This window comes from Streptomyces sp. NPDC093221, assembly GCF_044753885.1.
Classification (GTDB): Bacteria; Actinomycetota; Actinomycetes; order Streptomycetales; family Streptomycetaceae; genus Actinacidiphila.
Genome location: NZ_JBIVOA010000002.1, coordinates 368,318 through 390,106, shown reverse-complemented (window position 1 = coordinate 390,106; position 21,789 = coordinate 368,318). Strand labels below are relative to the sequence as shown.

Sequence of the window (21,789 nt, the reverse complement as noted above, 5' to 3'; positions counted from 1 at the left end):
CGGACTGCCCTCCTGGGGCGGTCCGCGGCTCCGGTACAGCAAGGGCAGTAACCCATTTCTAGGCGAGGAGGTCGGTGGACGTGATCCTCTCCTTTGAGGTGGGTGGCGCGGTGATCGCCGCCGCGCTGCTCGGACTCTTCGTCTTCGGACTGCGCCGCCGGCTGATCCAACGGCCAGGCGGCACTTTCGACTGCAGCCTGCGCCCCGCTCCCGAGCAGGACGCGGAGCCGGCCGGCGGTGGCGGCAAGGGCTGGGTGTACGGAGTCGCGCGCTACAGCGGTGACCGGGTGGAGTGGTTCCGGGTCTTCTCGTACGCGCCCCGCCCGCGGCGGGTGCTGCTGCGTCCGGCGATCGAGGTACTGGGGCGCCGGGACCCGCAGGGCTCGGAGGAGCTGGCGCTGCTGTCGGACGCGGTGGTGCTCTCCTGCGAGCATCAGGGCACCCGGCTGGAGCTGGCGATGAGCGACGACGCCCTGACGGGTTTCCTCGCCTGGCTCGAAGCGGCGCCGCCCGGCCAGCGGGTCAACGTGGCGTAGCACCTGTTCCTTGCCGTGCCTCTGGGAGGCGCGGCTTCGCGCGTTTCAGGGGCCGGTGCGTCGCTCGGCGCGGGTTTCGGCCGGGCGGATTCGCGGGCGGATTCCCGGGCGCGCCCGGTGAGGACCGGAGGCCGACGGGCGGCGGTGTCGACCCCCGGCCGTATGGGTCAGCCGGAGCCTAGAAAGGTCTGGACCACCGGTCAAGAGGTCTGGACCATGTCGGCCCCCTGGTGTCAGCGGTTCTCGCCGGGGATCCACAAGACGTCCCCGCGGGACTTGTTGGCGGTGCGGGCGAGGATGAACAGCAGGTCGGAGAGCCGGTTCAGGTAGGTCGCGGTGAGCGGGTTCATCGTGTCCGCGTGGTCCTCCAGAGCGGCCCAGGTGGAGCGTTCGGCGCGGCGGACGATGGTGCACGCCTGGTGGAGCAGGGCGGCGCCGGGCGTCCCGCCGGGGAGGATGAAGCTGCGGAGCTTCTCCAGATCGGCGAGGAAGCGGTCGCACTCCTCCTCCAGCCGGTCGACATAGGTCTGCTCGACCCGCAGCGGCGGGTACTCCGGGTCGGGGACCACCGGAGTGGCGAGGTCGGCGCCGACGTCGAAGAGGTCGTTCTGCACGCGCACCAGGACGGTGGCGACCTCCTCGGGCAGCGCGCCGAGCGCGAGCGCCACACCGAGCGCGGCGTTGGCCTCGTTGGCGTCGGCGTAGGCGGCGATCCGGCTGTCGGTCTTCGCGGTCCGGCTCATGTCGCCGAGCGCCGTGGTGCCGTCGTCGCCGGTACGGGTGTAGATGCGGGTGAGGTTGACCATACGGTCGAGCGTAGAGCGTGCCCGCCCGACGGGCCGTCTCCCGCCCCCGTCCGACGGCCGGTTGACGCCCAGTGCGACGAAGGACACACGGTGACACCGCTTACTTCCTGCTGCGCGCGGAGGTGAACGGGCGTTAAGGTCCGGCGAGATCAGCGAATTCGGCCAGTCGGCCACAATGGCTCGGCCCCAATGGAGAGGTGTGTGCCGTGGCGAAGAAGCTCGCCGTCGTCGGAGCGGGACTGATGGGCTCCGGTATCGCGCAGGTGTCGGCCCAGGCGGGGTACGACGTGGTCCTGCGGGACGTCACCGACGCGGCGCTCAAGCGCGGCACCGACGGCATCCGCGCCTCGTACGAGAAGTTCGTCTCCAAGGGCAAGCTGGACGCGGCGGACGCCGAGGCGGCGCTGGCCAGGATCACCGCGACCACCGACCTCGACGCCGCCGCGGACGCGGACATCGTCGTGGAGGCCGTCTTCGAGCGGATCGAGGTCAAGCAGGAGATCTTCCGCGCCCTCGACACGATCGTGCGCGACGACGCGGTCCTCGCCTCCAACACCTCCGCGATCCCGATCACCAAGATCGCCGCCGTCACCCGCAACCCCGAACGCGTCGTCGGCACCCACTTCTTCTCGCCGGTCCCGCTGATGCGGCTCTGCGAGCTTGTCCGCGGCTACAAGACCAGCGACGCCACGCTGGAGCGCGCCCGCGCCTTCGCCGAGGAGATCGGCAAGACCTGCGTCGTCGTCAACCGCGACGTGGCGGGCTTCGTCACCACCCGGCTGATCTCGGCCCTGGTCGTCGAGGCCGTCAAGCTCTACGAGTCGGGCGTCGCCTCCGCCGAGGACATCGACATCGCCTGCAAGCTCGGCTTCGGCCACGCGATGGGCCCGCTCGCCACCGCCGACCTCACCGGCGTGGACATCCTGCTGCACGCCGCGGGCAACATCTACACCGAGTCGCAGGACGAGAAGTTCGCGCCGCCGGAGATCATGCGCCGCATGGTCGACGCGGGCGACCTCGGCCGCAAGAGCGGCAAGGGCTTCTACTCGTACTGAGTTTCCACCCGCACCGGGGCACCGTACGGAACGCGCATCCTGGGCACGCGTACTAAACAACGTCACCCCCAGGAGTGAATTCGGTATCGGTTCGCTCACAGACGGCAACTTCTCCATACGACGGACCGTCAGTTGTGTGAAGACATACGGATGATCCGTGCCGTCGCCGTCCCGCGGCGGCCATGCCACGAGCCGGGCCCACGAGCCGGCACTCCTCGGGGAGCGACTATGCACATCAAGGGCGACCACGCCGAGCTGGTCGTCGGGGGCCGCCTCGACGTCCGGAGCGCGGCGGACGCCCGTTCGGCCCTGCACACCGCCGTCGACTCCGGCCGCGGGGACCTGGTGCTCGATCTCACGGAGCTGGACTCGTGGGACGCCACCGGTCTCGGCGTGATCATGGGCGCCCACCGCAGAGCGGGCCGCGCCAACCGGAGGCTCGTGCTGCGCGGGGTCCCGCCGCGAATGCAGCGCCTGCTGGTCGCCACCCGGCTGCACCGAATCCTCGCGATCGAGGCCGAAAGGTGACGTAAGGGCGGCACCGTGGCCCCGGCACTTCATGAATACTGTGGCAGCCTTTAGAGTTTGCCGCAGATTGCCAGCAGGCGTGCCACCCCGTACGCCAGAAAAGGGGAATCGGGCCGGGTCCGGCAGCGGACACAGGGCGGCCCGATCGGGCCCCCGCACGTCACGCACCTGGGGGGCGTACGAGATGGACCACCGCACCGGCGAGTCGGGCGAACGCCCGATACCGGACGTCGACGACCTGACGGTCGCCGACGCCGACGCGCGCCCCGCCACCGGCCCCGACTTCGGCCAGGGCGTCGAATTCGGGCACGGCGCGGACTTCGCCGCCGACTTCGGCCCGGCCCCCACGCCCGGCCCGGGAACCGGCTTCGGCTCCGACTTCGCCGCGGGCTCCGGCTCCGATTTCAGTGCCGCCGCCGACCACGGCCACGGCAACGGCAGTGGCCCCGCCACCGGGTCCCTGCCCGCCCTCACGGACAGCACCCTGGCGCTGCGCGGCCCCCGCGCCTCCCGCGACCCGCTCACCCCGGAACTGGGCGGCACCTCCAGCGGCGGCAACGCCCGCGTGCTGCGCGTCACCACCTCCGACTACCTGCTGACCGTCAACCCGATCGACGGCACCGAGGTCACCCTCTGCCCGCCCGCCGAGCGCCCGCTGCCGCTGCGCCGCACCCCCGAGGAGCGCGTCGCGCACCTGGCCGCGGGCCGCCCGTCGCCGCCGCCGGGACCGCCCGCCCCCGAACTGCCGCTGCTGGAGCGCGACGAGGAGCGCGAGCGGCTGATCCGGCTGCTGGCCAGGGGCCGTTCCGTACGGGTCACAGGACCGTCCGGCGCGGGCCGCACCGCGCTGCTGGAATCCGTCGCCAACGCCTGCGCCGACCTCGCCCCCGACGGCGTGCTCTGGCTGTCCGGCTACCGCCGCACCCCCGCCGACGTGCTCCAGGAACTCTTCGCCACCGTCTACGCCACCGACGGCCACCGCCCCGACCGCGCGGACCTGCCGGGCCTGCTGCGCGACACCGGCGCCGTCGTCGTCATCGACGACCTGGAATTCGGCGGCGCGGGGCTGGAGGAACTGCTCTCCGCGGCCCCCGAGTGCGCCTTCCTGATGTCCGCGACGCCCGACGTCACCACACCGTCCGCCGACTCGATGATCGAAGAGGTCTTCCTGTCGGGCCTGACCCGCGTCGCCTGCGTCGACCTGCTGCAATTCGTCACCGGGCGGCCCCTCGGCGAGGACGAGACCGCGTGGGCGGCCGACCTGTGGTTCGAGTCCGAGGGCCTGCCGCTGCGCTTCGTGCAGGCCGGCGCGCTGCTGCGGCAGCGGGACGCGCTGCGCCAGCCGCCCGAGCCCGACTGGGACGACTCGGTGTGGGAGAACGGCTCGCCGACCGGCCCGCAGGGCGCCGGAACGCCGCCCATACCCGACCTCACCGGCTTCGACATACTCCAGGGTCCCGACGCACCCACCGGGCACGGCGCCGAGGACCCCACGGACGCGCTCACCGCCGGCCCGGACACCGCGGCGACCCCCGCGACACCGGAGATACCGGGGTCCGCCCCCAAGCCCGGCCCCGCCGGATACACCGGCCCGCCCGTCGACCTGCCGCTGCCGTCGCTCGCCGAGAGCGCGGCCCCCGCGGAACTGCTCGCCAGCAGGCTGAGCGAATCGGCCCGCGAAGCCCTCGCCTTCGCCGTGGCACTCGACGGCGAGTGCCCGCACCCCTCGCACCTGCCCGCCCTCGTCGGTGACACCCACGGCGACGCGGCCCTCGGCGAACTCACCGCGGTCGGCCTGGCCGTACCGGTCTCCGCGCACTTCCGCCTCGCCGCCGGAGTCGTCCAGCAGCTCGCGCCGCGGCTCACCGCCGACGGAGAGCTGAGCGCGGTCCAGTCGCACACCGCGGCCCTGCACTACGCCTGGTGGACCGGGCACCCCTCGGTCGGCCCCGAGCGCGCCGCCGCCGAGTCCGAGGCGATCCTCGCCGCGATGTCCGCCTGCCGCGACGGCGGCAACCCCAGCGCGGCCGTCCTGCTCGCCCGCACCGTCGCGCCCGCCTTCGCCGCCGCGCTGCACTGGGGCGCCTGGGAGCGGGCGCTGCGGATCGGCCAGGAGGCCGCACGGCTGTCGGGCGAGGTCGCCGAAGAGGCGTACTTCCACCACGAGCTGGGCGTCCTCGCGCTGTGCACCGGCAACACCGACCGCGCCCGCGCCGAACTGGAGGCGTCCATCGCCCTGCGCGGGGCCCTCGCCGACCGGCAGGGCACCGTCGTCGGCCGCCGTACGCTCGCGCTGGTCAACGACCGTGACGGCGGCGGCCTCCCGAACCTGCCCGCGCTGCTCGAACTCCCGCCGGGCGGCTCCGGCGGTACGGCGCCGCTCGCGATCACGGCGGCCACGACGCCGCTGACGGTGATCAACAAGAGCGGCGCCCCGGCACCGCAGGGCGAGGCCGGGCGCCCCGCCACGCACCGCCGACGCCGCAATCTGGTAGTGGTCGGCACCGGCGTCGCGCTCGCGGCGGCCCTCGCCACCATCGTCACCATGGGCGCCACCTCGGGCGACGGCCCCAAGCCCAACCAGGTCCAGCCGGTCGAGTCCGCCCAGCAGGACGACCCCTCGACCGACGCCCCGACGGACGATCCCTCGACGGACGGCCCCACGGCCGCCTCGCCGTCCGCCTCCGCCACGTCCCCGACGCCGTCGACACCGGCCGGGACGACGGGCGGCCCGACAACGGCCCCCGGAGCCCCGTTCACGCCCCCAGACGGCGGCCTGACGTCGGCACCGGGTGATACGCCGACGCCGCCGCGCAACACGCAGACGTCGAGGCCGCCGACGCGTACGACAAAGCCGACGACACCCTCGACGCCGCCGACAACTCCGACGACGCCGCCGCCTACGACGACTCCAGCGCCGACGGACACGACGACTCCGCCCATCGACCCCACCTCGGCCGACGTCTCCTCTCCGCCGAACCTCACCCCCTCCGGCGCCGCCCCCACCAGGACCGGCACCTTCACCCCGCCGACGACGGAAGCCGGAGCCACCGGCCCCGGAGCCACCGGCCCCGCACCCACGGAGACCGTCGCGCGCACCGGCTGAGGTCAGCCGCCCTCCGCCATGGCGGCGAGGCGGCGGGCCAGGCGGGCGGCGGCCTCGCGCAGCTCCGGCGGTTCGAGCACCTCGGCCTCGAAGCCCAGCGCGGCCACGCGGGCGGCGGTCACCTCCAGGGAATCCGCGCCGATGACGAGGACGCACCAGCCGTCGCGCTCGTCGTCCTCGACGCGTCCGACCTGCGGCGGCACCATGTCGCTCACGAGCTCCGTCCGGGCGCGCAGCCGGACGCGGGCCAGGTGCGCGTACGGGGACTCGGTCACGGAGCGCCGCACGTAGGCGACCGCGTCGGGGTGCTCGCGGGGCCGGAAGCGCCAGGTGGTCGTCTGCGCGTCGCGCATCCGGTCGAGCCGGAAGGTGCGCCAGTCGTCGCGGTCGACGTCCCAGGCCATCAGGTACCAGCGGCGTCCCGTGGTGACCATCCGCACCGGCTCGACCGTACGCTCGCGCGCCGTGCCGCCGTCCCGGCCGCTGTACGCGAACCGTACGCGTACGGTGTCCCGGCAGGCCCGCGCGAAGGTCATCAGCAGGTCCGGGTCGACTTCGTCCGTGGGGCCCACCAGGGTGTCGGTGGCGCCCTGGACGGCCCGCACCTCGGCGCGCAGCCGGGGCGGCATCACCTGGTCGAGCTTGGCGAGGGCCCGCAGCGCGGCCTCGCTCGCGCCCGCGACCGTGCCGCCCGACGCCAGCCGCAGCGAGACCGCCGTCGCGATGGCCTCGTCGTCGTCCAGCAGCAGCGGCGGCAGCCGGGTGCCCGCGCCGAGCCGGTAGCCGCCGCCGACGCCCGGGACCGCGTGCACGGGGTAGCCGACCGCGCGCAGCCGCTCCACGTCGCGGCGCACCGAGCGGTCGGTGACGCCCAACTCGGCGGCGAGTTCACCGGCCGTCCAGGACGAGCGGTGCTGGAGGAGCGACAGCAGCCGCAGCACCCGTTCGGTCGTCGCTTCTACGGTCATCGGGTGATCGTTCCACACCGCCCGGCCATCACGGAACGTATCTGTCCGCTATATGCGCCACGCTGGGATCATGAACGAGCACCAGGAAGTCCGCGACATCCAGATCACCTTCGACTGCGCCGACCCGAACGCGCTGGCCGTCTTCTGGGCCGAGGCCCTCGGCTACCGGCTCCAGGACCCGCCCGAGGGCTTCTCGTCCTGGGACGAGGCCCTGGAGTCGATGGGTGTACCGCCCGAGCTGCGCAACGAACGCTCCGCCGCCGTCGACCCCTCGGGCGTCAGGCCCCGGCTCTTCTTCCAGCGCGTCCCCGAGGGGAAGCAGGCCAAGAACCGCGTCCACCTCGACGTCCGCGCCGCCCCCGGCCTGGAGGGCGACGAGCGGATGGCGGCCCACGAGAAGGAGGCCGACCGCCTCGTCGCCCTCGGCGCCACCCGCCTCGCCCGCCACGAGCCCGCCCTCCTCAGTCCGGGCCACATCGTGATGACCGACCCGGAGGGCAACGAATTCTGCCTCGACTGACCCCCGCCCGGGCCGGCGCCCGCCTCCCGCGCCGGCTCGACTCCCTCGAAGCCGCGGACCAGCGCCGCGGGTCAAAGCGGTGAGGCAAAGGGGCGAGTCAAAGGGGCGGGCCAGCGCGGCGAGTCAATGGGGCGGGCTAGAACAGCCGCAGCTTGTCGTCGGAGATGCCGCGCATGCCGTCGTAGTCCAGGACGACACAGCCGATGCCGCGGTCCGTGGCCAGCACGCGGGCCTGGGGCTTGATCTCCTGGGCGGCGAACACCCCGCGGACCGGGGCGAGATGGGGGTCGCGGTTGAGGAGTTCGAGGTAGCGGGTGAGCTGCTCGACACCGTCGATGTCGCCGCGCCGCTTCAGCTCGACGGCGACGGTGGCACCCGAGGCGTCGCGGCACAGGATGTCCACCGGGCCGATGGCGGTGGGGTATTCGCGGCGGATCAGGGTCCAGCCCTCGCCGAGGACTTCCATCCGGTCGGCCAGCAGCTCCTGGAGGTGCGCCTCGACACCGTCCTTGATCAGGCCGGGGTCGACACCGAGTTCGTGCGAGGAGTCGTGCAGGACCTCCTCGATGGTGATGATGAGCTGCTCACCGGCCTTGTTGACGACCGTCCAGACACCGTCGTCGCCCTCTTTGAGCGTGCAGGGCGGGGACATCCAGTTGAGCGGCTTGTAGGCCCGGTCGTCGGCGTGCACCGACAGACTGCCGTCCGCCTTGATGAGCAGCAGCCGGGTGGCGGAGGGCAGGTGGGCGGAGAGCCGGCCCGCGTAGTCGACGGAGCAGCGGGCGATGACGAGACGCATGGTGCGCAACGCTACTGGACGCGCCGCCCCGTACGCGATTCGGCCCCGTGTGATTCACCGCCGCACCTTTCGCCCCCGCACGTCCCGTCCGCCCCTGTGCGTACGACTCCGGACGACTGCGGAAACTTGGCCGGTTAAGTGTGCTACCTCCTGGTGCGGTCGGACCAACGACCCTACGGTTGAAGCGGAGGCCGGACGTGCGGGAACGCTGGTCCGGCCGCTGGCAACCCGTCCGTCTGGCTCCGTGTGATCACGGGGTCACGAGAGGAGTACCCATGTCGCTCGACGTCTCACCGGCCCTCCTCGAACAGGCCGAGCGAGGCGAGGTCGACGAACAGGAATTCGTCGACTGCGTCAGGACGTCCCTCCCTTACGCGTGGGAGATGATCAGCTCGTTGGTGGCACAGCTCAAGGTCGACGGCGGAGCCTTCGCCGACAACCAGGTGCCGCCGCCGAGCGAGAAGGAACGCGGCCAGTTGCTCCGTGCACTGGCCAGCGACGCGATACGAGGGGCCCTACAGCGGCACTTCGGGGTGCGGCTCGCCTTCCAGAACTGCCACCGCGTGGCGGTCTTCCCCCTGGACACGGTGGACCCCGGGATCGCCGAGAGCTACGGCAAGTTCACTTCCGTCAGGTCCCAAGTGCTCAACCAGTCACCGGAGTTCAGGGACTGCTGACGTAACGCCCCGCCCGGCGAACACCGCCGGTCACGGCCCTAGCGCGCACTGGGCGTCGGCACAATGCGGCCCGCTCCCGCAACCGGACCCGCCCGCGTAATCAGGCCAGTTCCGGGAGCACGTCGGCGCCCAGCCTGGCCACATTGTCCAAGGTGGCGGTGAGGTCCCCCGAGCCTTCCACCAGGAGGGCGAACCGGGTGATACCGGTCCGTTCCGCGGTCGCCGCGAGGCGGTCGGCACACAGCCGCGGCGGACCCACCGGGTGCAGATCACAGAGCAGTTCGGTGTAGGCGTGCGGGTCGCGCATGGCCCGCGCGCTGCCGTCCACCGTGCGGTGGGCGCCGAGCCCGCGCTGGAGCCAGCCGGGCATCGACTTGAGCAGCGTCTCCACCGCGTCCGACCTGGTGTCCCCGACCTGGGCCACGCCCGCCGAGACATGACCGGCGGCCGACACGGCGTCGGGGCAGTGCCCGGCGGCCAGCGCCGTCTCCCGCCAGACCGCCACCATCGCGGCCTTCTCCTCGTCCCCGCAGTGCATCCCCAGCAGCATCGGCAGCCCGCGCTCCGCGGCCAGCCGGACGGTGGCGGGGGAGGTGCAGGCGACCACGACGGGCGGCCCCGAGCCCGCCACCGGCTCCGCCGCCGGGTCGTACAGCTCGTCGGGGCGCGGTACGACGGACACCTCGCGGAAGGCGTAGCGCGGACCGTCCGCGCCGACCGCGGGCTCGCGCAGCCAGCGCAGCAGCAGGTCGAGCGATTCGGGGAAACCGGCCTTGAAGGCGGCCAGTCCGGTGCCGAAGACCTCCAGGTCCACCCACGGGCCGCCGCGGCCGACCCCGAGGGTGAAGCGTCCGCCGGACGCCAGGTGCAGCAGCGCGGCCTGTTCGCCCAGCGCCACCGGATGCGCGGTCGGCAGCACGCTCACCGCGGTGCCCACGCCGATCCGCCGCGTACGCCCGAGCAGCAGCCCGGCGAGGGTGACGGCCGACGGGCACACGCCGTACGGGACGAAGTGGTGCTCTGCCAGCCATACCGTGTCAAGTCCCGCGGCGTCAGCGGCCTCGGCCGAGGATATCGCCCGGTGCAGCGCCTCTCCCTGGCCCTGACCGGGGAACTGGGCCGCTATGACGAAAGTCCCAACTCGCATTGCTCATCCCTCCTCCCTTGGTAACGCTTGGCACGTGCCAAAGGCACGGCTTTCTGGGACGTTTTCATGATTTTCGGCAGTCATATCGGAGATGAGCCGTTCTGGTGTGCGCGAGGCGGGTGTTCCGGTATGGACCGACCGGCCGCGTACCCTTGACGGAGAGTCCGCGAAGCCCAGCAGAGCGCGAGGTGTCCCGTGTCGCCGCGTCGAAACCGCCCGCCCGGCGGAGGCCGCCCCGCCGACCGTACGGAGCAGCAGGAGTCGGGGTTCGGCGCCGGCAGCACCGTGGAGTGGCAGGGCGAGGAGTGGGTGGTGCGCCCGGTCGCGGGCAGCGCCTCCGGCAAGCACTACCGCTGTCCCGGCTGCGACCAGGAGATCCCGCCCGGCGTCGGGCACGTGGTGGCCTGGCGGGAGTACGGGGGAGTGGACGACCGGCGGCACTGGCACCGGGCGTGCTGGAACGCGAGGGACCGCCGCACCAGCAAGGTGCAGCGGTCCCGTAACGCCCCCCGGCACTGAACCGGGGCCACGTCGTGCGGCGGCTGAAGCGGCTGAGCCGTCCGGTACGCCTCGGGCGGCGCCGGTGTTCAGCCGCCCCTGACGCTCAGACGCCCCTGAAGCTCAGACGTTCCTGGTACTCAGACGCCCTGACGCTCAGACGTCCCTGCTGTTGAGGGTCGCGTACGCCGCTCCCAGCAGCACCGCCGTGACGCAGGCCAGCGTGATGAGCTGGGGCAGGCCGTTCTGGTCGCCCTCGCCGATCATCGGGAAGTGGTAGAGCGAGGCCAGCGAGTTGGGCGCGGAGAACCGCACCAGCTTGTCGCGGGCCCCGTCCAGGCTGGACGGCAGGAAGATCGCGATCAGCAGCGGCAGCAGGACGACGCCCAGCATGGTGGTGATCGCCCCGGCCGAGTGCCGCAGCAGCGTGCCGACGGCGAGCGCCAGCAGGCCGAGCAGCGCCACGTAGAGGCCGACGCCGACGGTCGCGCCCAGCCATTCGGTGCCGCTCGCGGCGGTCACGCCGTCCTTGATGACGACGCCCGGGTGCGGGTCCTCCAGGTCGTATCCGGAGACCCGCTTGCCGGACATCACGCTCCAGCTGATGAGCGCGGTCATCGTGCAGGCGACCGTGGTGGTCACGAAGGACAGCAGGAAGAAGACGATCGCCTTCGCCGTCAGGACCCGCGAGCGCCGCGGGCACGCGGTCAGGGTGGTACGGATCATGCCGGTGCCGTACTCGGAGGTGATCACCAGCACGCCCAGCGTGATGATCGCCGACTGGCCCAGGATCAGGCCGAACAGGCCGGGCGCGAGCACCGGCACGCTGGTGTCGTTGCTGTGGTCGATCGGCACGACCACCAGCAGATTGATGCCGATGACCAGGACGAGCATCACGCCGAGCGTCCACACCGTGGAGCGCACCGTGCGGATCTTCGTCCATTCCGAGCGCACCGCCTGCCCGAGGGTGGTCTGCGCGACCGGCAACTGCGAGGCGAACTGCGGCTGCGGCGGCTGCTGTTGCTGGTAGCCGCCGTGGGGGACGGAGGCCGGGAACTGGGCCGGGGCGGTCATCGGGCGTCCTCGCTGTCGGACTTGTCCATGTTCAGGGCGGCGGGTGCGGGCGGTGCGGCGGGTGCGGGCGGTGCGGCGGCTGCGGCGGGCTGAGGCGCGGGAGCGGCGGGTGCGGCGGGCTGAGGCGCGGGAGCGGCGGGAGCGGCCGGCGGCGGCTGGGGAGCGTACGACTGCTGCGGTACGGGCGCGGCCATCGGCTGCTGCTGGTACCCCCAGCCGGGCTGCTGCTGCCCGTAACCCGGCTGCCCGTACGGCTGTTGCTGCCCGTACGGCTGCTGCCAGCCCTGCGCTCCCGGCGGCGGCGCGTAGCCGCCGGGGCCCTGGACGGCGTACGGCGCCGCGTGCTGGAGGCCCTGGCGCGGGTCCTGCGTCGAGCGGTAGTCGACCGCGCCGCTGGTCAGGCGCATGTACGCCTCCTCCAACGACGCCTGGTGCGGCGACAGTTCCCAGATTCGGACCTCGGCGTCGTACGCGATGTCGCTGATCCTGGGCAGTTCGAGGCCGGTGACGCGCAGCGCGCCGTCCTGCTCCGGCTGTACGGCGGCGCCCGCGTCGGTGAGCGCCTTGCTGAACTTCTCCCGCTCACCGCCCTCGGCGGGCGTGCGGACCAGCGCGTAGCCGGTCGAGTGGTGCGCGATGAAGTCCTTGACGCTCATGTCGGCGAGCAGTTGGCCGCGGCCGATGACGATGAGGTGGTCGGCGGTCAGCGCCATCTCGCTCATCAGGTGGCTGGAGACGAAGACCGTACGGCCCTCGCTCGCCAGCTTGCGCATCAGATTGCGCACCCAGTGGATGCCCTCGGGGTCGAGGCCGTTGACCGGCTCGTCGAAGAGCAGCACCTCCGGGTCGCCGAGCAGCGCGCCCGCGATGCCGAGCCGCTGGCCCATGCCCAGCGAGAAGCCCTTCGAGCGGCGGGAGGCCACGTCCTGGAGGCCGACGACGCCCAGCACCTCGTCGACCCTGCGGGCCGGGATGCCGGAGAGCTGCGCCACGCAGAGCAGGTGCTGGCGGGCGCTGCGGCCCCCGTGCACCGCCTTGGCGTCCAGCAGCGCGCCCACCTTGCGCGGCGCGTTCGGCAGCCGCCGGTACGGCACTCCGCCGATGGTCACCTGGCCGGAGGTCGGCTCGTCCAGGCCCAGGATCATCCGCATCGTCGTGGACTTGCCCGAGCCGTTCGGGCCGAGGAATCCGGTGACGGTGCCAGGCCGTACCTGGAACGACAGGTTGTACACGGCTGTTTTCGCGCCGTACTGCTTGGTCAGGCCGACTGCCTGGATCATGCTCCGCCCCTCGCTGCAACGGAGGCGACTCGCCCCCGTGAGGGAGGAAGCGTAGCCGGTGGGGGTTGGTTCCCCCCACAGTCCCCCGGAGTTGCACCCGGGAGGTGCCCCCATCGCGACAATCGGGACTCGGCCGACGTGCGGGGCCGCCCGGAGGCGGCCCCTTACCGCGTCAGGCGTCGCGCTTGGCCAGCACCACGTAACCGCCGACCAGCGCCACGATCACCCAGATCGCCATGATGCCGATACCGCCCCAGGGGCCGTACGCGGTGTGGTCGCCCGAATCCGGCACCACCTGCATGATCTTCTGGCCCGCCTGGTCGGGGAGGTACCTGGCGAACGTCTTCACCTTCGGCACCGCCGACAGGATCGGCGAGACCAGGAAGAAGAACGGCATCAGGATGCCGAGACCCAGCATCGGGCTGCGCATCATCGCGGCGGCGCCGACGCACAGAAGCACCATCAGCGTCATGTAGAGCCCCGCGCCGAAGACGGCCCGCAGCACCCCCGAGTCGCTGATCGACGTCTTGTGCGAGCCGAGCAGCGACTGGCCGAGGAAGAACGCGACGAAGCTGGTGGCCATGCCGACCACCAGGCCCAGCAGGCCCGCGATGGCGACCTTGCAGAAGTAGAACATCCCGCGCTGCGGGACGGCCGCAAGCGAGGTGCGGATCATGCCGGTGCTGTACTCGCTGGAGATCACCAGCACACCGAAGACGATCAGTGCCAACTGGCCGAGCGACATGCCGAAGAAGCTGGTGTTCGTGGCGTCGAAGGTCGCCCTGTCCGTGGCGGACCTGTCGTGGAAGGTGTTGTTGACCACCAGACAGATCAGCGCGCCCAGACCCACGGTGACGATGAAGGCGAGCGCCAGCGTCCAGACCGTGGACCGTACCGACTTGATCTTCGTCCACTCCGACTGGAGGACGGCGGTAGGAGACGCCATGTCAGTTCCCCTTCCCGGAGCCGGAGTTGCGCCAGTCCGCACCCCACTGCGGGGCAGGGGCGCCGGGTTGCGGCGCGGCACCACCCGGACCGGGCGGCGGCGCGAGCACACCGCCCGCGTGGTACTCCACCGAGTCCGCGGTGAGCTGCATGAACGCTTCCTCCAACGATGCCCGCTGCGGGCTGAGTTCGTGCAGCACCACCTGATGCTGCGCGGCCAGCTCGCCGAGCTGCGCCGTGTCGCCGTCCTGGATCTCGAACGTGCCGTCGCTCGTGGTCACCGGGGTGAACCCCGCCGTGGCCAGCACGTCCTTCAGCCGCTCCGGCTGGGGGGTGCGAATCCGCACGTAGGAGCGGGAGTTCTTCTCGATGAAGTCGGCCATCGAGGTGTCGGCCATCAGCCGGCCGCGGCCGATCACGATCAGATGCTCGGCGGTCAGCGCCATCTCGCTCATCAGGTGGCTGGAGACGAAGACCGTACGGCCCTGCGCGGCCAGCCCCTTCATGAGGTTGCGGATCCAGTGGATGCCCTCGGGGTCGAGACCGTTGACCGGCTCGTCGAACATCAGGATCTCGGGGTCGCCGAGCAGCGCGCCCGCGATGCCGAGCCGCTGGCCCATGCCCAGCGAGAAGCCCTTGGAACGTTTCTTCGCCACGGCCGTCAGACCGACCGTCTCCAGCACCTCGTCCACCCGGTGCCGCGGAATGCGGTTGGACTGCGCCAGGCACAGCAGATGGTTGTACGCCGTCCGCCCGCCGTGGATGGCCTTGGCGTCCAGCAGTGCGCCGATGTACTTCAGCGGCTCGCTGAGCTGCGCGTAGTGCTGACCGTCGATGCGTACGTTGCCCGAGGTCGGGTTGTCCAGCCCGAGCATCATGCGCATCGTCGTGGACTTGCCCGCGCCGTTGGGCCCGAGGAAGCCGGTCACCACGCCGGGGCGCACGGTGAAGGTCAGATTGTCGACGGCGGTCTTGTCCCCGTACCGCTTGGTGAGCCCCTGCAACTCAATCATGGTGGCGAGGCTAGCAACCGCCCCGGAGTAAACCGAAACCCCCGCCCGGGATGGGCGGGGGTGTCGGGCGACCCGTCGGCGAACGTTCAGCCCGTGTTCAGAGGCTTCAGCCCGTGTTCAGACGCTTTGGCCCTTCCCGCGGCCGCGGCTCCTGACCGGGCCCGAGCTTCCGATCGGGAGATCAGCGGGACTGCTGCGCCGGGACGCCACGCGAGATCGGCTCGTCGTCGGCCGGAGCACCGGCCGCGGCGACCGCGGCACCGGTCAGCGTCGCCAGCATCTCGCGGACGTTGGTGAGCTGAGCGTTGATGCTGTCGCGGCGGTTGGTGAGCGCCGCCAGCTCGCGCTCGGACTCGCTGCGGATCCGGTCGGCCTTCGCGTTCGCGTCCGCGACGATGTCCTCGGACTGACGCTGAGCGGTCTCCACCGTCTGACGCGCGCGACGCTCGGCGTCGGTGCGCAGCTTCTCCGCCTCCAGGCGGAGCTGCTCGGCGCGGTGCTCGATCTCCGCCAGGCGCTTCTCGGCCTTGGCCTGACGGCCCGCCAGGTCACGCTCGGACTGCTCGCGGCGCTTGGCCAGGTTCGTCTCGAAGTCCGCGGCGGCCTGGGCGGCCTTGGCGCGGGTCTCCTCGAAGAGGGCGTCCGCCTCCTCGCGCTTGTTCTGCGCGTCCTTCGTGGCGTCGGCGCGGAGCTGCGAAGCGTCGCCCTTCGCCTTGTCGACGATACGGACGCCCTCGTCCTCGGCCTTCGACTTGCGGTCGGCGGCGAACGCCTCCGCGTCGTTGCGCACCTGGTTGGCGGCCGACTCGGCCAGCTCGCGGTGCTGCTCGGCGGCGCGGCGGGCCTCCTCGCGCAGGTCCTTCGCCTCCTCCTCGGCGAGGCGCAGGATCTTCTCGACACGGGCACCGAGACCCGCGTACGACGGCTCCGAGTCATTGACCTGGGCCTGGGCGTTCTGGGTTTCGAGGTGCAACTCCTCGATGCGCTTCTCCAGCGCGGTGATCCTCGTCAGTGCGCTGTCACGGTCGGCGACGAGCTTCGTGATGCGGTCGTCCACCTGTCCGCGGTCGTATCCGCGCCGAACGAGCTCGAAGCCGAAGGGGGAGGAAGTGTCGCTCATGGGGATCCTGTCGATTCAGACCGGTTGAGGTGATAGGGGGAATCCTAGGGGCCCAGGCGGCGTGTCACCGAGCCATTGCCTATTAGGTATGGAGAATGTCCGCTCAATCGAGTGGAGCATCGTCGATGCGCTTGCCACTCGAACGAGTGGTTCCCGCGCCCGCACCAGCGGTGACACCGCCACCGGGTGCCTCGAACGACTCCAGCGCCTCCAGCACGTCCTGGACGCGAGAGATCTCCGCGTTGATGTCTTCTCTGCGGCGCACGAGGATCTCCAGCTCTCGTCTGCCCTCGGTCACGATGCGATCGGCTTCGCTGCGGGCCTCCCCCTTGACCCGCTCGGCCTCGCGCTCGGCCTCGGCCTTCTTCTGCTCGGCCTCCTTCAGGAGGCCCTCGACCTTCTTCACCGCGGCGATACGGACCTTGCTCGCCTCGGAGGTGGCCGTGGACTTGATCTCGGCGGCCTTCTGCTCCGCCTCGGCGAGCTGCTCGGTGGCGGCGGTGACCAGCTTGTCGACCCGCTCGCCGACGGTCTTCATCGCCTCCGCGGCCTCCTTGCGGGCCCGGTCGTGCAGCTCCTCGACCTCGGACTCCACGCGCTGGCGCAGCTCCTCGGTACGTTCCCTTATGGCCGTCGCGTCGTGCCTGGCCTCGCCGAGCATGGTGTCCGCGTCGGTCCGCGCCCGCTCGACCAGGCCGTTGCCCTCCGCCGTCGCCTCGTTGACCAGCCGCTCGGCCTCGCCGCGGGCCGCGCCGACCATCGCGTCGGCCTGCTCCTCGGCCGTCGCCGCGGTCCTGCGGGCCTCCGCCTGCGCCTTGCCGATCAGCTCGTCCGCCTGCTCCGCGGCCTCGCTGCGGCGCTTGTTGGCCGCCTCGCGCGCCTCGTCGAGGATGCGCTGCGAATGCGTCCGCGCCTCCTCGGCCTCGCGCTCCGCGGTGTCCAGCGCGTCCTTGGCGAGGATACCGAGCCGTTCGGCCTCCTCGCGGGCCTTGGTGACCAACTGGTCGGCCTGGCCCGCCGCGTCGGTACGCATCCGGTTGGCGTCGTCGCGGGCCTCGGCGCGCAGCCGGTCGGACTCCTCGATCGCCTCGGTGACCGTACGGTCGGCCAACTGCCGTGCCGCGTCGGCCTCTTCCTGGCTCTCCCGGCGGATCCGCGCCGAGTCCTCCGACGCCCGCTCCCGCTCGGAGTTGGCGTCCGCGCGCAGCCGGTCCGCCTCGCCCTGGGCCTCGCCGCGCACCCGCTGGGCCGCGTGCTCGGCCGCCGAGCGGAGCCCGGCGATCTCCTCCTCGGCCTCCTGGTGCAGATGCGCGACCGAGTCGCGGACCTGCTGCGCGGTGGCCTCGGCCGCCGCGACCGCCTCCGCGGCCCGCTGGTCGGCCTCCGCGCCCAGCCGGTCGGCCTCCGCCGCCGCGTCCTCGACGCGCTTGCGGGCGGCGGCCAGCAACTCCTCGCTCTCGCGGCGGGCCTGCGCGCGCTCCTGCTCGGCCTCGCCGCGGGCGGCGCCCAGCAGCTCCTCGGCCTCGCGGCGGCGCCTGGCCGCCTCCTCCTGCGCGGCGGCCAGCGCCTCCGCGGCCTCCGTACCGAGGCGCTCGGCCGCCGCGGCGGCCTCCGCGCGGACCCGGTCCGCGTGCTCCTTGGCCTCCGCGCGCCGCTGCTCGGCCTCCGCCGCCGCCTCCGCCTGGAGCCGTACGGCGACGCTCTCGCCCTCCGCGCGGGTCTGCGCCGCGTCCGCCGCGGCCTCGTCCCGCAGCCGTACCGCCTCGGCCTCGGCCTGCTCCTGGAGGGCGCGGACCCGCTCGGCGGTCTCCTGGCGCAGCCGCTCGGCCTCCTCGGCGGCCTCCCGGCGCAGCCGCTCCGCCTCGGTGTCCGCGTCGCGCAGCGACTGCTCGGCGGCGGCGAGCCGGGTCTCGGCCTCCTCGCGGAGCCGTACCAGGTCGGTCTCGGCCTCCTCGCGCATCCGGGCGACGAGCGTCTCGCCCTCCGTGCGCTGCCGCTCGGCGGCCTGCTCGGCCTCCTCCTTGACCGTCGCGGCCTGCCGCTCCGCCTCCTGGCGCAGCTCCTCGGCCTCGGCGCGGGCGTGCTGGAGGGCCTCCTCGGCCTTGGTGTTCAGCGCGGAGGCCCGCTCGACGGACTCGGTCCGCATCCGGTCGGCCTCGGCGGCCGCGCCCTGCCGCAGCTCGTCGCCGTCGGCCTTCGCCTTGGCCAGCAGCTCCTCGGCGCGGCTCGCGGCCTCCTCGATCTGCTGGACGGCCTCCCTGCGGGCCTCACCGCGGATCCGCTCGCCCTCGGCGACCGCGTCGGCCCGCAGCTGCTCGGCCTCGCCGCGCAGCCGCCTGGCCTCCTCCTGGAGCTCGACGGTCCTGGCCCGGTACTCCTCGGTGTCGTCCTGGGCGGCGCCGCGCAGCTCCTGCGCGGACGCCTCGGCCTCGCTGCGCAGCCGCTCGGCCTCCGCCTCGGCCTCGCGCCGGATCCGCTCGGCCTCCTCGCCCGCCGACTTCGTGGTGGAGCGGGCGTCCTCCGACGCCTTGGTCAGGATCTCCTCGGCCGACCTGGCGGCCTGCGCCAGCTGGGCGGCGGCGTCCTCGGACGCGGCGGCGCGGGCGGTCTCCTGCGCCTCGGTACGGATGCGCTCGGCCTCGGCGCGGGCGTCGGCGACGGTCTGCTCGGCCTCGGCTTTGGCGCTGTCCACCTGCTTGGTGGCCTCGCCGACCATGCGGGCGATCTCGGCCCTGGCCGTACGGGTGCGCTGCTCGTTCTCCGTCTCGGTGGCCGCCAGGCGCTTGGCGGCGCCGGCCGTGGCCTCCTCGCGCAGCCGCTCGGCCTCCGCGCGGGCGGTGCGCAGCGCCTCGTCGGCCTCCCGCAGCCGCTCCTCGGCCAGCCGGGACAGCTCGATCGCCCGGCTTCTGGCCTCGTCGGACTCGCTGCGGGTGGAGGTGCGCAGCTGCTCGGCCTCGCTGGTGGCCTCCTGCGCCTGCGTCGAGGCGGCGGTCAGCAGCCGCTCGGCGTCGGTGCGGGCCCGGCGCAGCAGCTGCTCCGCCTCGTTGCGCGCGGCCTGCGCCTCCGAGGTCAGCCGCTCGCGGGTCTGCTCGGCGACCCGGGTGGCCTCGGCGCGGGCGGCGGCCAGCGCGGCCTCGGACTCGGCGCGGGTCTCGTCCAGCAGGCGGCGGGCCTGCGACTCGCTGCGGGCCCGCAGCTGCTCGGCCCACGCCACGTTCTCGTTGACGTGCGTCTCTACGGTCGCGCGGCGCTCGCCCAGCTCCTCGTCGAGCTGCCGCCGCCGGGCGATGGCCTCGGCGTGCCACTCCGCCTCGAAGCGGGCCTGGTGCTCGGCCTGCTCCTGGAGCAGCCGCTGGGTCTGGGCGCGGGCGTCGCGCAGCTCGCGCTCGGCGTCGGCGCGGAGCTGGTCGGCCTGGATCTGGGCGTTGCGCAGGAGCTGGTCGGCCTGGTGGCCGATGTTGTCGTAGGCAGGGCGGGACGCCAGATTGCGACGCGCCTCGTGCAGCTTGGCGCGCAGCACCTCGACCTGGTATCCGAGGTCGTCGGCGTGGTCGACGGCCTTGCCCCGCTCGGTACGAAGCCGCTCCATCTCGGCTTCGAGCTGAGAGAGGTGGTCGTCAGCCTGGTAGCTGTCGTTGCCCCGCACTCCGCGGTCCCATCGGTCTCCTGGCGTACTCACCCGCCAACCGGGTGAGATTCCTCGTCACTCCGTTTGAAGACAGAGCTCTACGAAGAATGGTGTCAGATCAACGTCGCGGAGCGCGAGCGTACCCGCGTGCCCACCCCGGTCGGCCCGGTCACTCTACCGGGCAGGACGGGGGTTGGGTCAGTGGTCCCGGGAGCCCTTCGCTGTCTCTGCCGTGGTCTTTTCCGCCGAGGTGACCAGCTCGGTCAGTACGCCGTGGCAGTCCTTGGGGTGCAGGAACGTGATCCGGGAGTCCATCGAGCCCCTGCGCGGCTCGTCGTAGAGCACCCGTACGCCCTTGTCGCGGATCGCGGCGGAGTCGGCGTCCACGTCCGCGGTGCCGAAGGCGATGTGGTGCACGCCCTCGCCGTTCTTGGCCAGCCACTTGCCGACCGCGGAGTCCTCCCGGGTGGGCTCCAGGAGCTGGAGGTAGCTGGCGCCCCCGTCGGAGGTGCCGTTGATCCTGAGCATGGCCTCGCGTACGCCCTGCTCCTCGTTCACCTCGCTGTGCGCCACTTCGAAGCCGTAGGTGGCACGGTAGAACTCGACGGTCGCGTCCAGGTCGAAGCAGGCGATGCCGATGTGGTCGATGCGGGTCAGCCCAGTAGCCATGGACACAGTGCACCGCACCGGTATGTGGTCACGCAACGTGCGCGCCGTCACACGTTCCGACGGGTGACCGAGCGGCCTACCCCTCAGTACATTGACGATAACCCTCGTTAACTTCTCTCTTCAGCCGAAGGGGCCGCACCATGACCAGCCAGGCACGTACATCCGTGATCGTCGCAGGTGCCCGAACCCCGATGGGCAGGCTCCTGGGCAGCCTGCGCACCTTCTCCGGGTCGGACCTCGGCGGTGTCGCGATCAAGGCCGCGCTCGACCGCGCCGGAATCGGCGGCGACCAGGTGCAGTACGTGATCATGGGCCAGGTGCTCCAGGCGGGCGCGGGCCAGATCCCGGCCCGGCAGGCGGCGGTCAAGGCCGGCATCCCGATGAGCGTGCCCGCGCTCACCGTCAACAAGGTGTGCCTGTCCGGCCTCGACGCCATCGCGCTGGCCGACCAGCTCATCCGGGCCGGCGAGTTCGACATCGTGGTCGCGGGCGGCCAGGAGTCCATGACCAACGCCCCGCACCTGCTGCCCAAGTCCCGCGAGGGACACAAGTACGGCGCGATCGAGATGCTGGACGCGATGGCGTACGACGGGCTGACCGACGCCTTCGAGAACATCGCGATGGGCGAGTCGACCGAGACGCACAACGGGCGGCTCGGCATCGAGCGCGCGCCGCAGGACGAGTTCGGCGCGCTGTCCCACCAGCGGGCCGCCGCCGCGCAGAAGAACGGCGTCTTCGACGCCGAGATCACCCCGGTGGAGATCCCGCAGCGCAAGGGCGACCCGGTGGTCTTCAGCCAGGACGAGGGCATCCGCCCCGAGACCACCGCCGAGTCGCTGGGCAAGCTGCGGCCCGCCTTCAAGAAGGACGGCACGATCACCGCCGGTACGGCCTCGCAGATCTCCGACGGCGCCGCCGCCGTGGTCGTCATGAGCCGCGCCAAGGCGGAGGAGCTGGGGCTGGAATGGCTCGCCGAGATCGGCGCCCACGGCAATGTCGCCGGCCCGGACAACTCGCTCCAGTCCCAGCCGTCCAACGCCATCAAGCACGCGCTCGGCAAGCAGGGCCTGACCGTGGACGACCTCGACCTCATCGAGATCAACGAGGCGTTCGCGGCCGTCGCCGTCCAGTCGATGAAGGACCTGGGCGTCACCCCTGAAAAGGTGAACGTGAACGGCGGCGCCATCGCCCTGGGCCACCCGATCGGCATGTCGGGAGCACGTATCGTGCTGCACCTGGCCCTCGAACTGAAGCGGCGCGGCGGCGGTACGGGAGCGGCGGCGCTGTGCGGCGGCGGCGGACAGGGCGACGCGCTGATCATCACGGTCGCGGGGAACTGACGGGCCCGGCCCTTCGGCTCCACGGCTTTTCCGGGTTCTTCCCGGGTCTTTTCGGGCTTTTTCGGTAGTGAGCGGGAAGA

19 protein-coding genes are annotated in these 21,789 nt (G+C 72.3%); 8 read left to right on the top strand and 11 right to left on the bottom strand.

Translation table 11 applies throughout. The annotated features are described in order from the left end of the window. The first annotated feature begins 80 nt into the window (after window positions 1-80). Window positions 81-536, top strand: a complete 456-nt coding sequence (locus ACIQCJ_RS07790) for a DUF2550 family protein (RefSeq protein ID WP_391044592.1) — start codon at window positions 81-83, stop codon at window positions 534-536. A 233-nt stretch (window positions 537-769) separates the two neighbouring features. Here the strand turns inward: ACIQCJ_RS07790 and ACIQCJ_RS07785 are convergent, their stop codons facing one another. Further along, complete coding sequence (locus ACIQCJ_RS07785; RefSeq protein ID WP_355344170.1) at window positions 770-1,342, bottom strand: cob(I)yrinic acid a,c-diamide adenosyltransferase; 573 nt, start codon at window positions 1,340-1,342, stop codon at window positions 770-772. 206 nt (window positions 1,343-1,548) lie between these two features. Between ACIQCJ_RS07785 and ACIQCJ_RS07780 the strand changes: the two genes are divergently transcribed. The 3 genes from ACIQCJ_RS07780 (at window position 1,549) to ACIQCJ_RS07770 (ending at window position 6,031) form a co-directional block, all read left to right on the top strand. Next, on the top strand, window positions 1,549-2,397 hold the full coding sequence (locus ACIQCJ_RS07780; RefSeq protein WP_401306290.1) for a 3-hydroxyacyl-CoA dehydrogenase family protein: 849 nt from the start codon (window positions 1,549-1,551) through the stop codon (window positions 2,395-2,397). A 228-nt stretch (window positions 2,398-2,625) separates the two neighbouring features. Then, a complete protein-coding gene (locus tag ACIQCJ_RS07775) occupies window positions 2,626-2,925 on the top strand; it encodes an STAS domain-containing protein (protein WP_188281939.1) in 300 nt (99 codons plus the stop codon). Window positions 2,926-3,109: 184 nt separating this feature from the next. Continuing rightward, window positions 3,110-6,031 carry an ATP-binding protein gene (locus tag ACIQCJ_RS07770; RefSeq protein ID WP_402710977.1) on the top strand — a complete coding sequence of 974 codons (2,922 nt, stop codon included), beginning with the start codon at window positions 3,110-3,112 and terminating at the stop codon, window positions 6,029-6,031. A 2-nt stretch (window positions 6,032-6,033) separates the two neighbouring features. On the opposite strand, the gene ACIQCJ_RS07765 is transcribed toward ACIQCJ_RS07770, so the two are convergent. Continuing rightward, window positions 6,034-6,999 carry a helix-turn-helix transcriptional regulator gene (locus tag ACIQCJ_RS07765; protein ID WP_402710976.1) on the bottom strand — a complete coding sequence of 322 codons (966 nt, stop codon included), beginning with the start codon at window positions 6,997-6,999 and terminating at the stop codon, window positions 6,034-6,036. A 70-nt stretch (window positions 7,000-7,069) separates the two neighbouring features. On the opposite strand from ACIQCJ_RS07765, the gene ACIQCJ_RS07760 reads away from it, so the two are divergent. Beyond that, window positions 7,070-7,519, top strand: coding sequence for a VOC family protein (locus ACIQCJ_RS07760; protein ID WP_355344157.1), 450 nt, complete (start codon window positions 7,070-7,072; stop codon window positions 7,517-7,519). Window positions 7,520-7,655: 136 nt separating this feature from the next. Here the strand turns inward: ACIQCJ_RS07760 and nucS are convergent, their stop codons facing one another. Next, on the bottom strand, window positions 7,656-8,318 hold the full coding sequence (gene nucS / locus ACIQCJ_RS07755) for an endonuclease NucS (protein ID WP_355344154.1): 663 nt from the start codon (window positions 8,316-8,318) through the stop codon (window positions 7,656-7,658). A 275-nt stretch (window positions 8,319-8,593) separates the two neighbouring features. On the opposite strand from nucS, the gene ACIQCJ_RS07750 reads away from it, so the two are divergent. After that, window positions 8,594-8,995, top strand: coding sequence for an SCO5389 family protein (locus ACIQCJ_RS07750; RefSeq protein WP_188281928.1), 402 nt, complete (start codon window positions 8,594-8,596; stop codon window positions 8,993-8,995). Between the two features lie 100 nt (window positions 8,996-9,095). Here ACIQCJ_RS07750 and ACIQCJ_RS07745 read toward each other — a convergent pair whose 3' ends face one another. Beyond that, complete coding sequence (locus tag ACIQCJ_RS07745) at window positions 9,096-10,142, bottom strand: LLM class flavin-dependent oxidoreductase (RefSeq protein ID WP_402710975.1); 1,047 nt, start codon at window positions 10,140-10,142, stop codon at window positions 9,096-9,098. 195 nt (window positions 10,143-10,337) lie between these two features. Here ACIQCJ_RS07745 and ACIQCJ_RS07740 point away from each other — a divergent pair, with 195 nt between their 5' ends. Then, window positions 10,338-10,661, top strand: coding sequence for an ATP/GTP-binding protein (locus ACIQCJ_RS07740; protein ID WP_355344147.1), 324 nt, complete (start codon window positions 10,338-10,340; stop codon window positions 10,659-10,661). Between the two features lie 135 nt (window positions 10,662-10,796). Here ACIQCJ_RS07740 and ACIQCJ_RS07735 read toward each other — a convergent pair whose 3' ends face one another. The 7 genes from ACIQCJ_RS07735 to mce form a co-directional block, all read right to left on the bottom strand. After that, a complete protein-coding gene (locus ACIQCJ_RS07735) occupies window positions 10,797-11,714 on the bottom strand; it encodes an ABC transporter permease (protein WP_402710974.1) in 918 nt (305 codons plus the stop codon). After that, complete coding sequence (locus ACIQCJ_RS07730) at window positions 11,711-12,994, bottom strand: ABC transporter ATP-binding protein (protein ID WP_402710973.1); 1,284 nt, start codon at window positions 12,992-12,994, stop codon at window positions 11,711-11,713. Before ACIQCJ_RS07730 ends, ACIQCJ_RS07735 begins: the two co-directional genes overlap by 4 nt. A 172-nt stretch (window positions 12,995-13,166) precedes the next feature. Beyond that, on the bottom strand, window positions 13,167-13,940 hold the full coding sequence (locus ACIQCJ_RS07725) for an ABC transporter permease (protein ID WP_401852317.1): 774 nt from the start codon (window positions 13,938-13,940) through the stop codon (window positions 13,167-13,169). Window position 13,941: 1 nt separating this feature from the next. Continuing rightward, on the bottom strand, window positions 13,942-14,952 hold the full coding sequence (locus ACIQCJ_RS07720) for an ATP-binding cassette domain-containing protein (RefSeq protein ID WP_355344135.1): 1,011 nt from the start codon (window positions 14,950-14,952) through the stop codon (window positions 13,942-13,944). Window positions 14,953-15,133: 181 nt separating this feature from the next. Then, the gene (locus ACIQCJ_RS07715) at window positions 15,134-16,072 is read right to left on the bottom strand and encodes a cellulose-binding protein (protein WP_188281921.1); all 939 of its coding nucleotides are present in this window, start codon (window positions 16,070-16,072) and stop codon (window positions 15,134-15,136) included. A gap of 103 nt (window positions 16,073-16,175) precedes the next feature. Then, window positions 16,176-19,718 (bottom strand): polarized growth protein Scy, encoded by a 3,543-nt coding sequence (scy, locus tag ACIQCJ_RS07710; RefSeq protein WP_402710972.1) that lies wholly within the window; start codon window positions 19,716-19,718, stop codon window positions 16,176-16,178. 180 nt (window positions 19,719-19,898) lie between these two features. Beyond that, window positions 19,899-20,369 (bottom strand): methylmalonyl-CoA epimerase, encoded by a 471-nt coding sequence (gene mce, locus ACIQCJ_RS07705; RefSeq protein ID WP_355349668.1) that lies wholly within the window; start codon window positions 20,367-20,369, stop codon window positions 19,899-19,901. Between the two features lie 140 nt (window positions 20,370-20,509). On the opposite strand from mce, the gene ACIQCJ_RS07700 reads away from it, so the two are divergent. Beyond that, the gene (locus ACIQCJ_RS07700; protein WP_355349665.1) at window positions 20,510-21,709 is read left to right on the top strand and encodes an acetyl-CoA C-acetyltransferase; all 1,200 of its coding nucleotides are present in this window, start codon (window positions 20,510-20,512) and stop codon (window positions 21,707-21,709) included. The last annotated feature ends 80 nt before the right edge of the window (window positions 21,710-21,789 follow it).

Excerpts from the sequence above, each read along its gene's own strand:
- ACIQCJ_RS07785 (WP_355344170.1), bottom strand. The coding sequence starts at position 1,342 with ATGGTCAACCTCACCCGCATCTACACCCGTACCGGCGACGACGGCACC.
- ACIQCJ_RS07775 (WP_188281939.1), top strand. The coding sequence starts at position 2,626 with ATGCACATCAAGGGCGACCACGCCGAGCTGGTCGTCGGGGGCCGCCTC.
- ACIQCJ_RS07770 (WP_402710977.1), top strand. The coding sequence starts at position 3,110 with ATGGACCACCGCACCGGCGAGTCGGGCGAACGCCCGATACCGGACGTC.
- ACIQCJ_RS07765 (WP_402710976.1), bottom strand. The coding sequence starts at position 6,999 with ATGACCGTAGAAGCGACGACCGAACGGGTGCTGCGGCTGCTGTCGCTC.
- ACIQCJ_RS07760 (WP_355344157.1), top strand. The coding sequence starts at position 7,070 with ATGAACGAGCACCAGGAAGTCCGCGACATCCAGATCACCTTCGACTGC.
- nucS (WP_355344154.1), bottom strand. The coding sequence starts at position 8,318 with ATGCGTCTCGTCATCGCCCGCTGCTCCGTCGACTACGCGGGCCGGCTC.
- ACIQCJ_RS07750 (WP_188281928.1), top strand. The coding sequence starts at position 8,594 with ATGTCGCTCGACGTCTCACCGGCCCTCCTCGAACAGGCCGAGCGAGGC.
- ACIQCJ_RS07745 (WP_402710975.1), bottom strand. The coding sequence starts at position 10,142 with ATGCGAGTTGGGACTTTCGTCATAGCGGCCCAGTTCCCCGGTCAGGGC.
- ACIQCJ_RS07735 (WP_402710974.1), bottom strand. The coding sequence starts at position 11,714 with ATGACCGCCCCGGCCCAGTTCCCGGCCTCCGTCCCCCACGGCGGCTAC.
- ACIQCJ_RS07730 (WP_402710973.1), bottom strand. The coding sequence starts at position 12,994 with ATGATCCAGGCAGTCGGCCTGACCAAGCAGTACGGCGCGAAAACAGCC.
- ACIQCJ_RS07725 (WP_401852317.1), bottom strand. The coding sequence starts at position 13,940 with ATGGCGTCTCCTACCGCCGTCCTCCAGTCGGAGTGGACGAAGATCAAG.
- ACIQCJ_RS07720 (WP_355344135.1), bottom strand. The coding sequence starts at position 14,952 with ATGATTGAGTTGCAGGGGCTCACCAAGCGGTACGGGGACAAGACCGCC.
- ACIQCJ_RS07715 (WP_188281921.1), bottom strand. The coding sequence starts at position 16,072 with ATGAGCGACACTTCCTCCCCCTTCGGCTTCGAGCTCGTTCGGCGCGGA.
- mce (WP_355349668.1), bottom strand. The coding sequence starts at position 20,369 with ATGGCTACTGGGCTGACCCGCATCGACCACATCGGCATCGCCTGCTTC.
- ACIQCJ_RS07700 (WP_355349665.1), top strand. The coding sequence starts at position 20,510 with ATGACCAGCCAGGCACGTACATCCGTGATCGTCGCAGGTGCCCGAACC.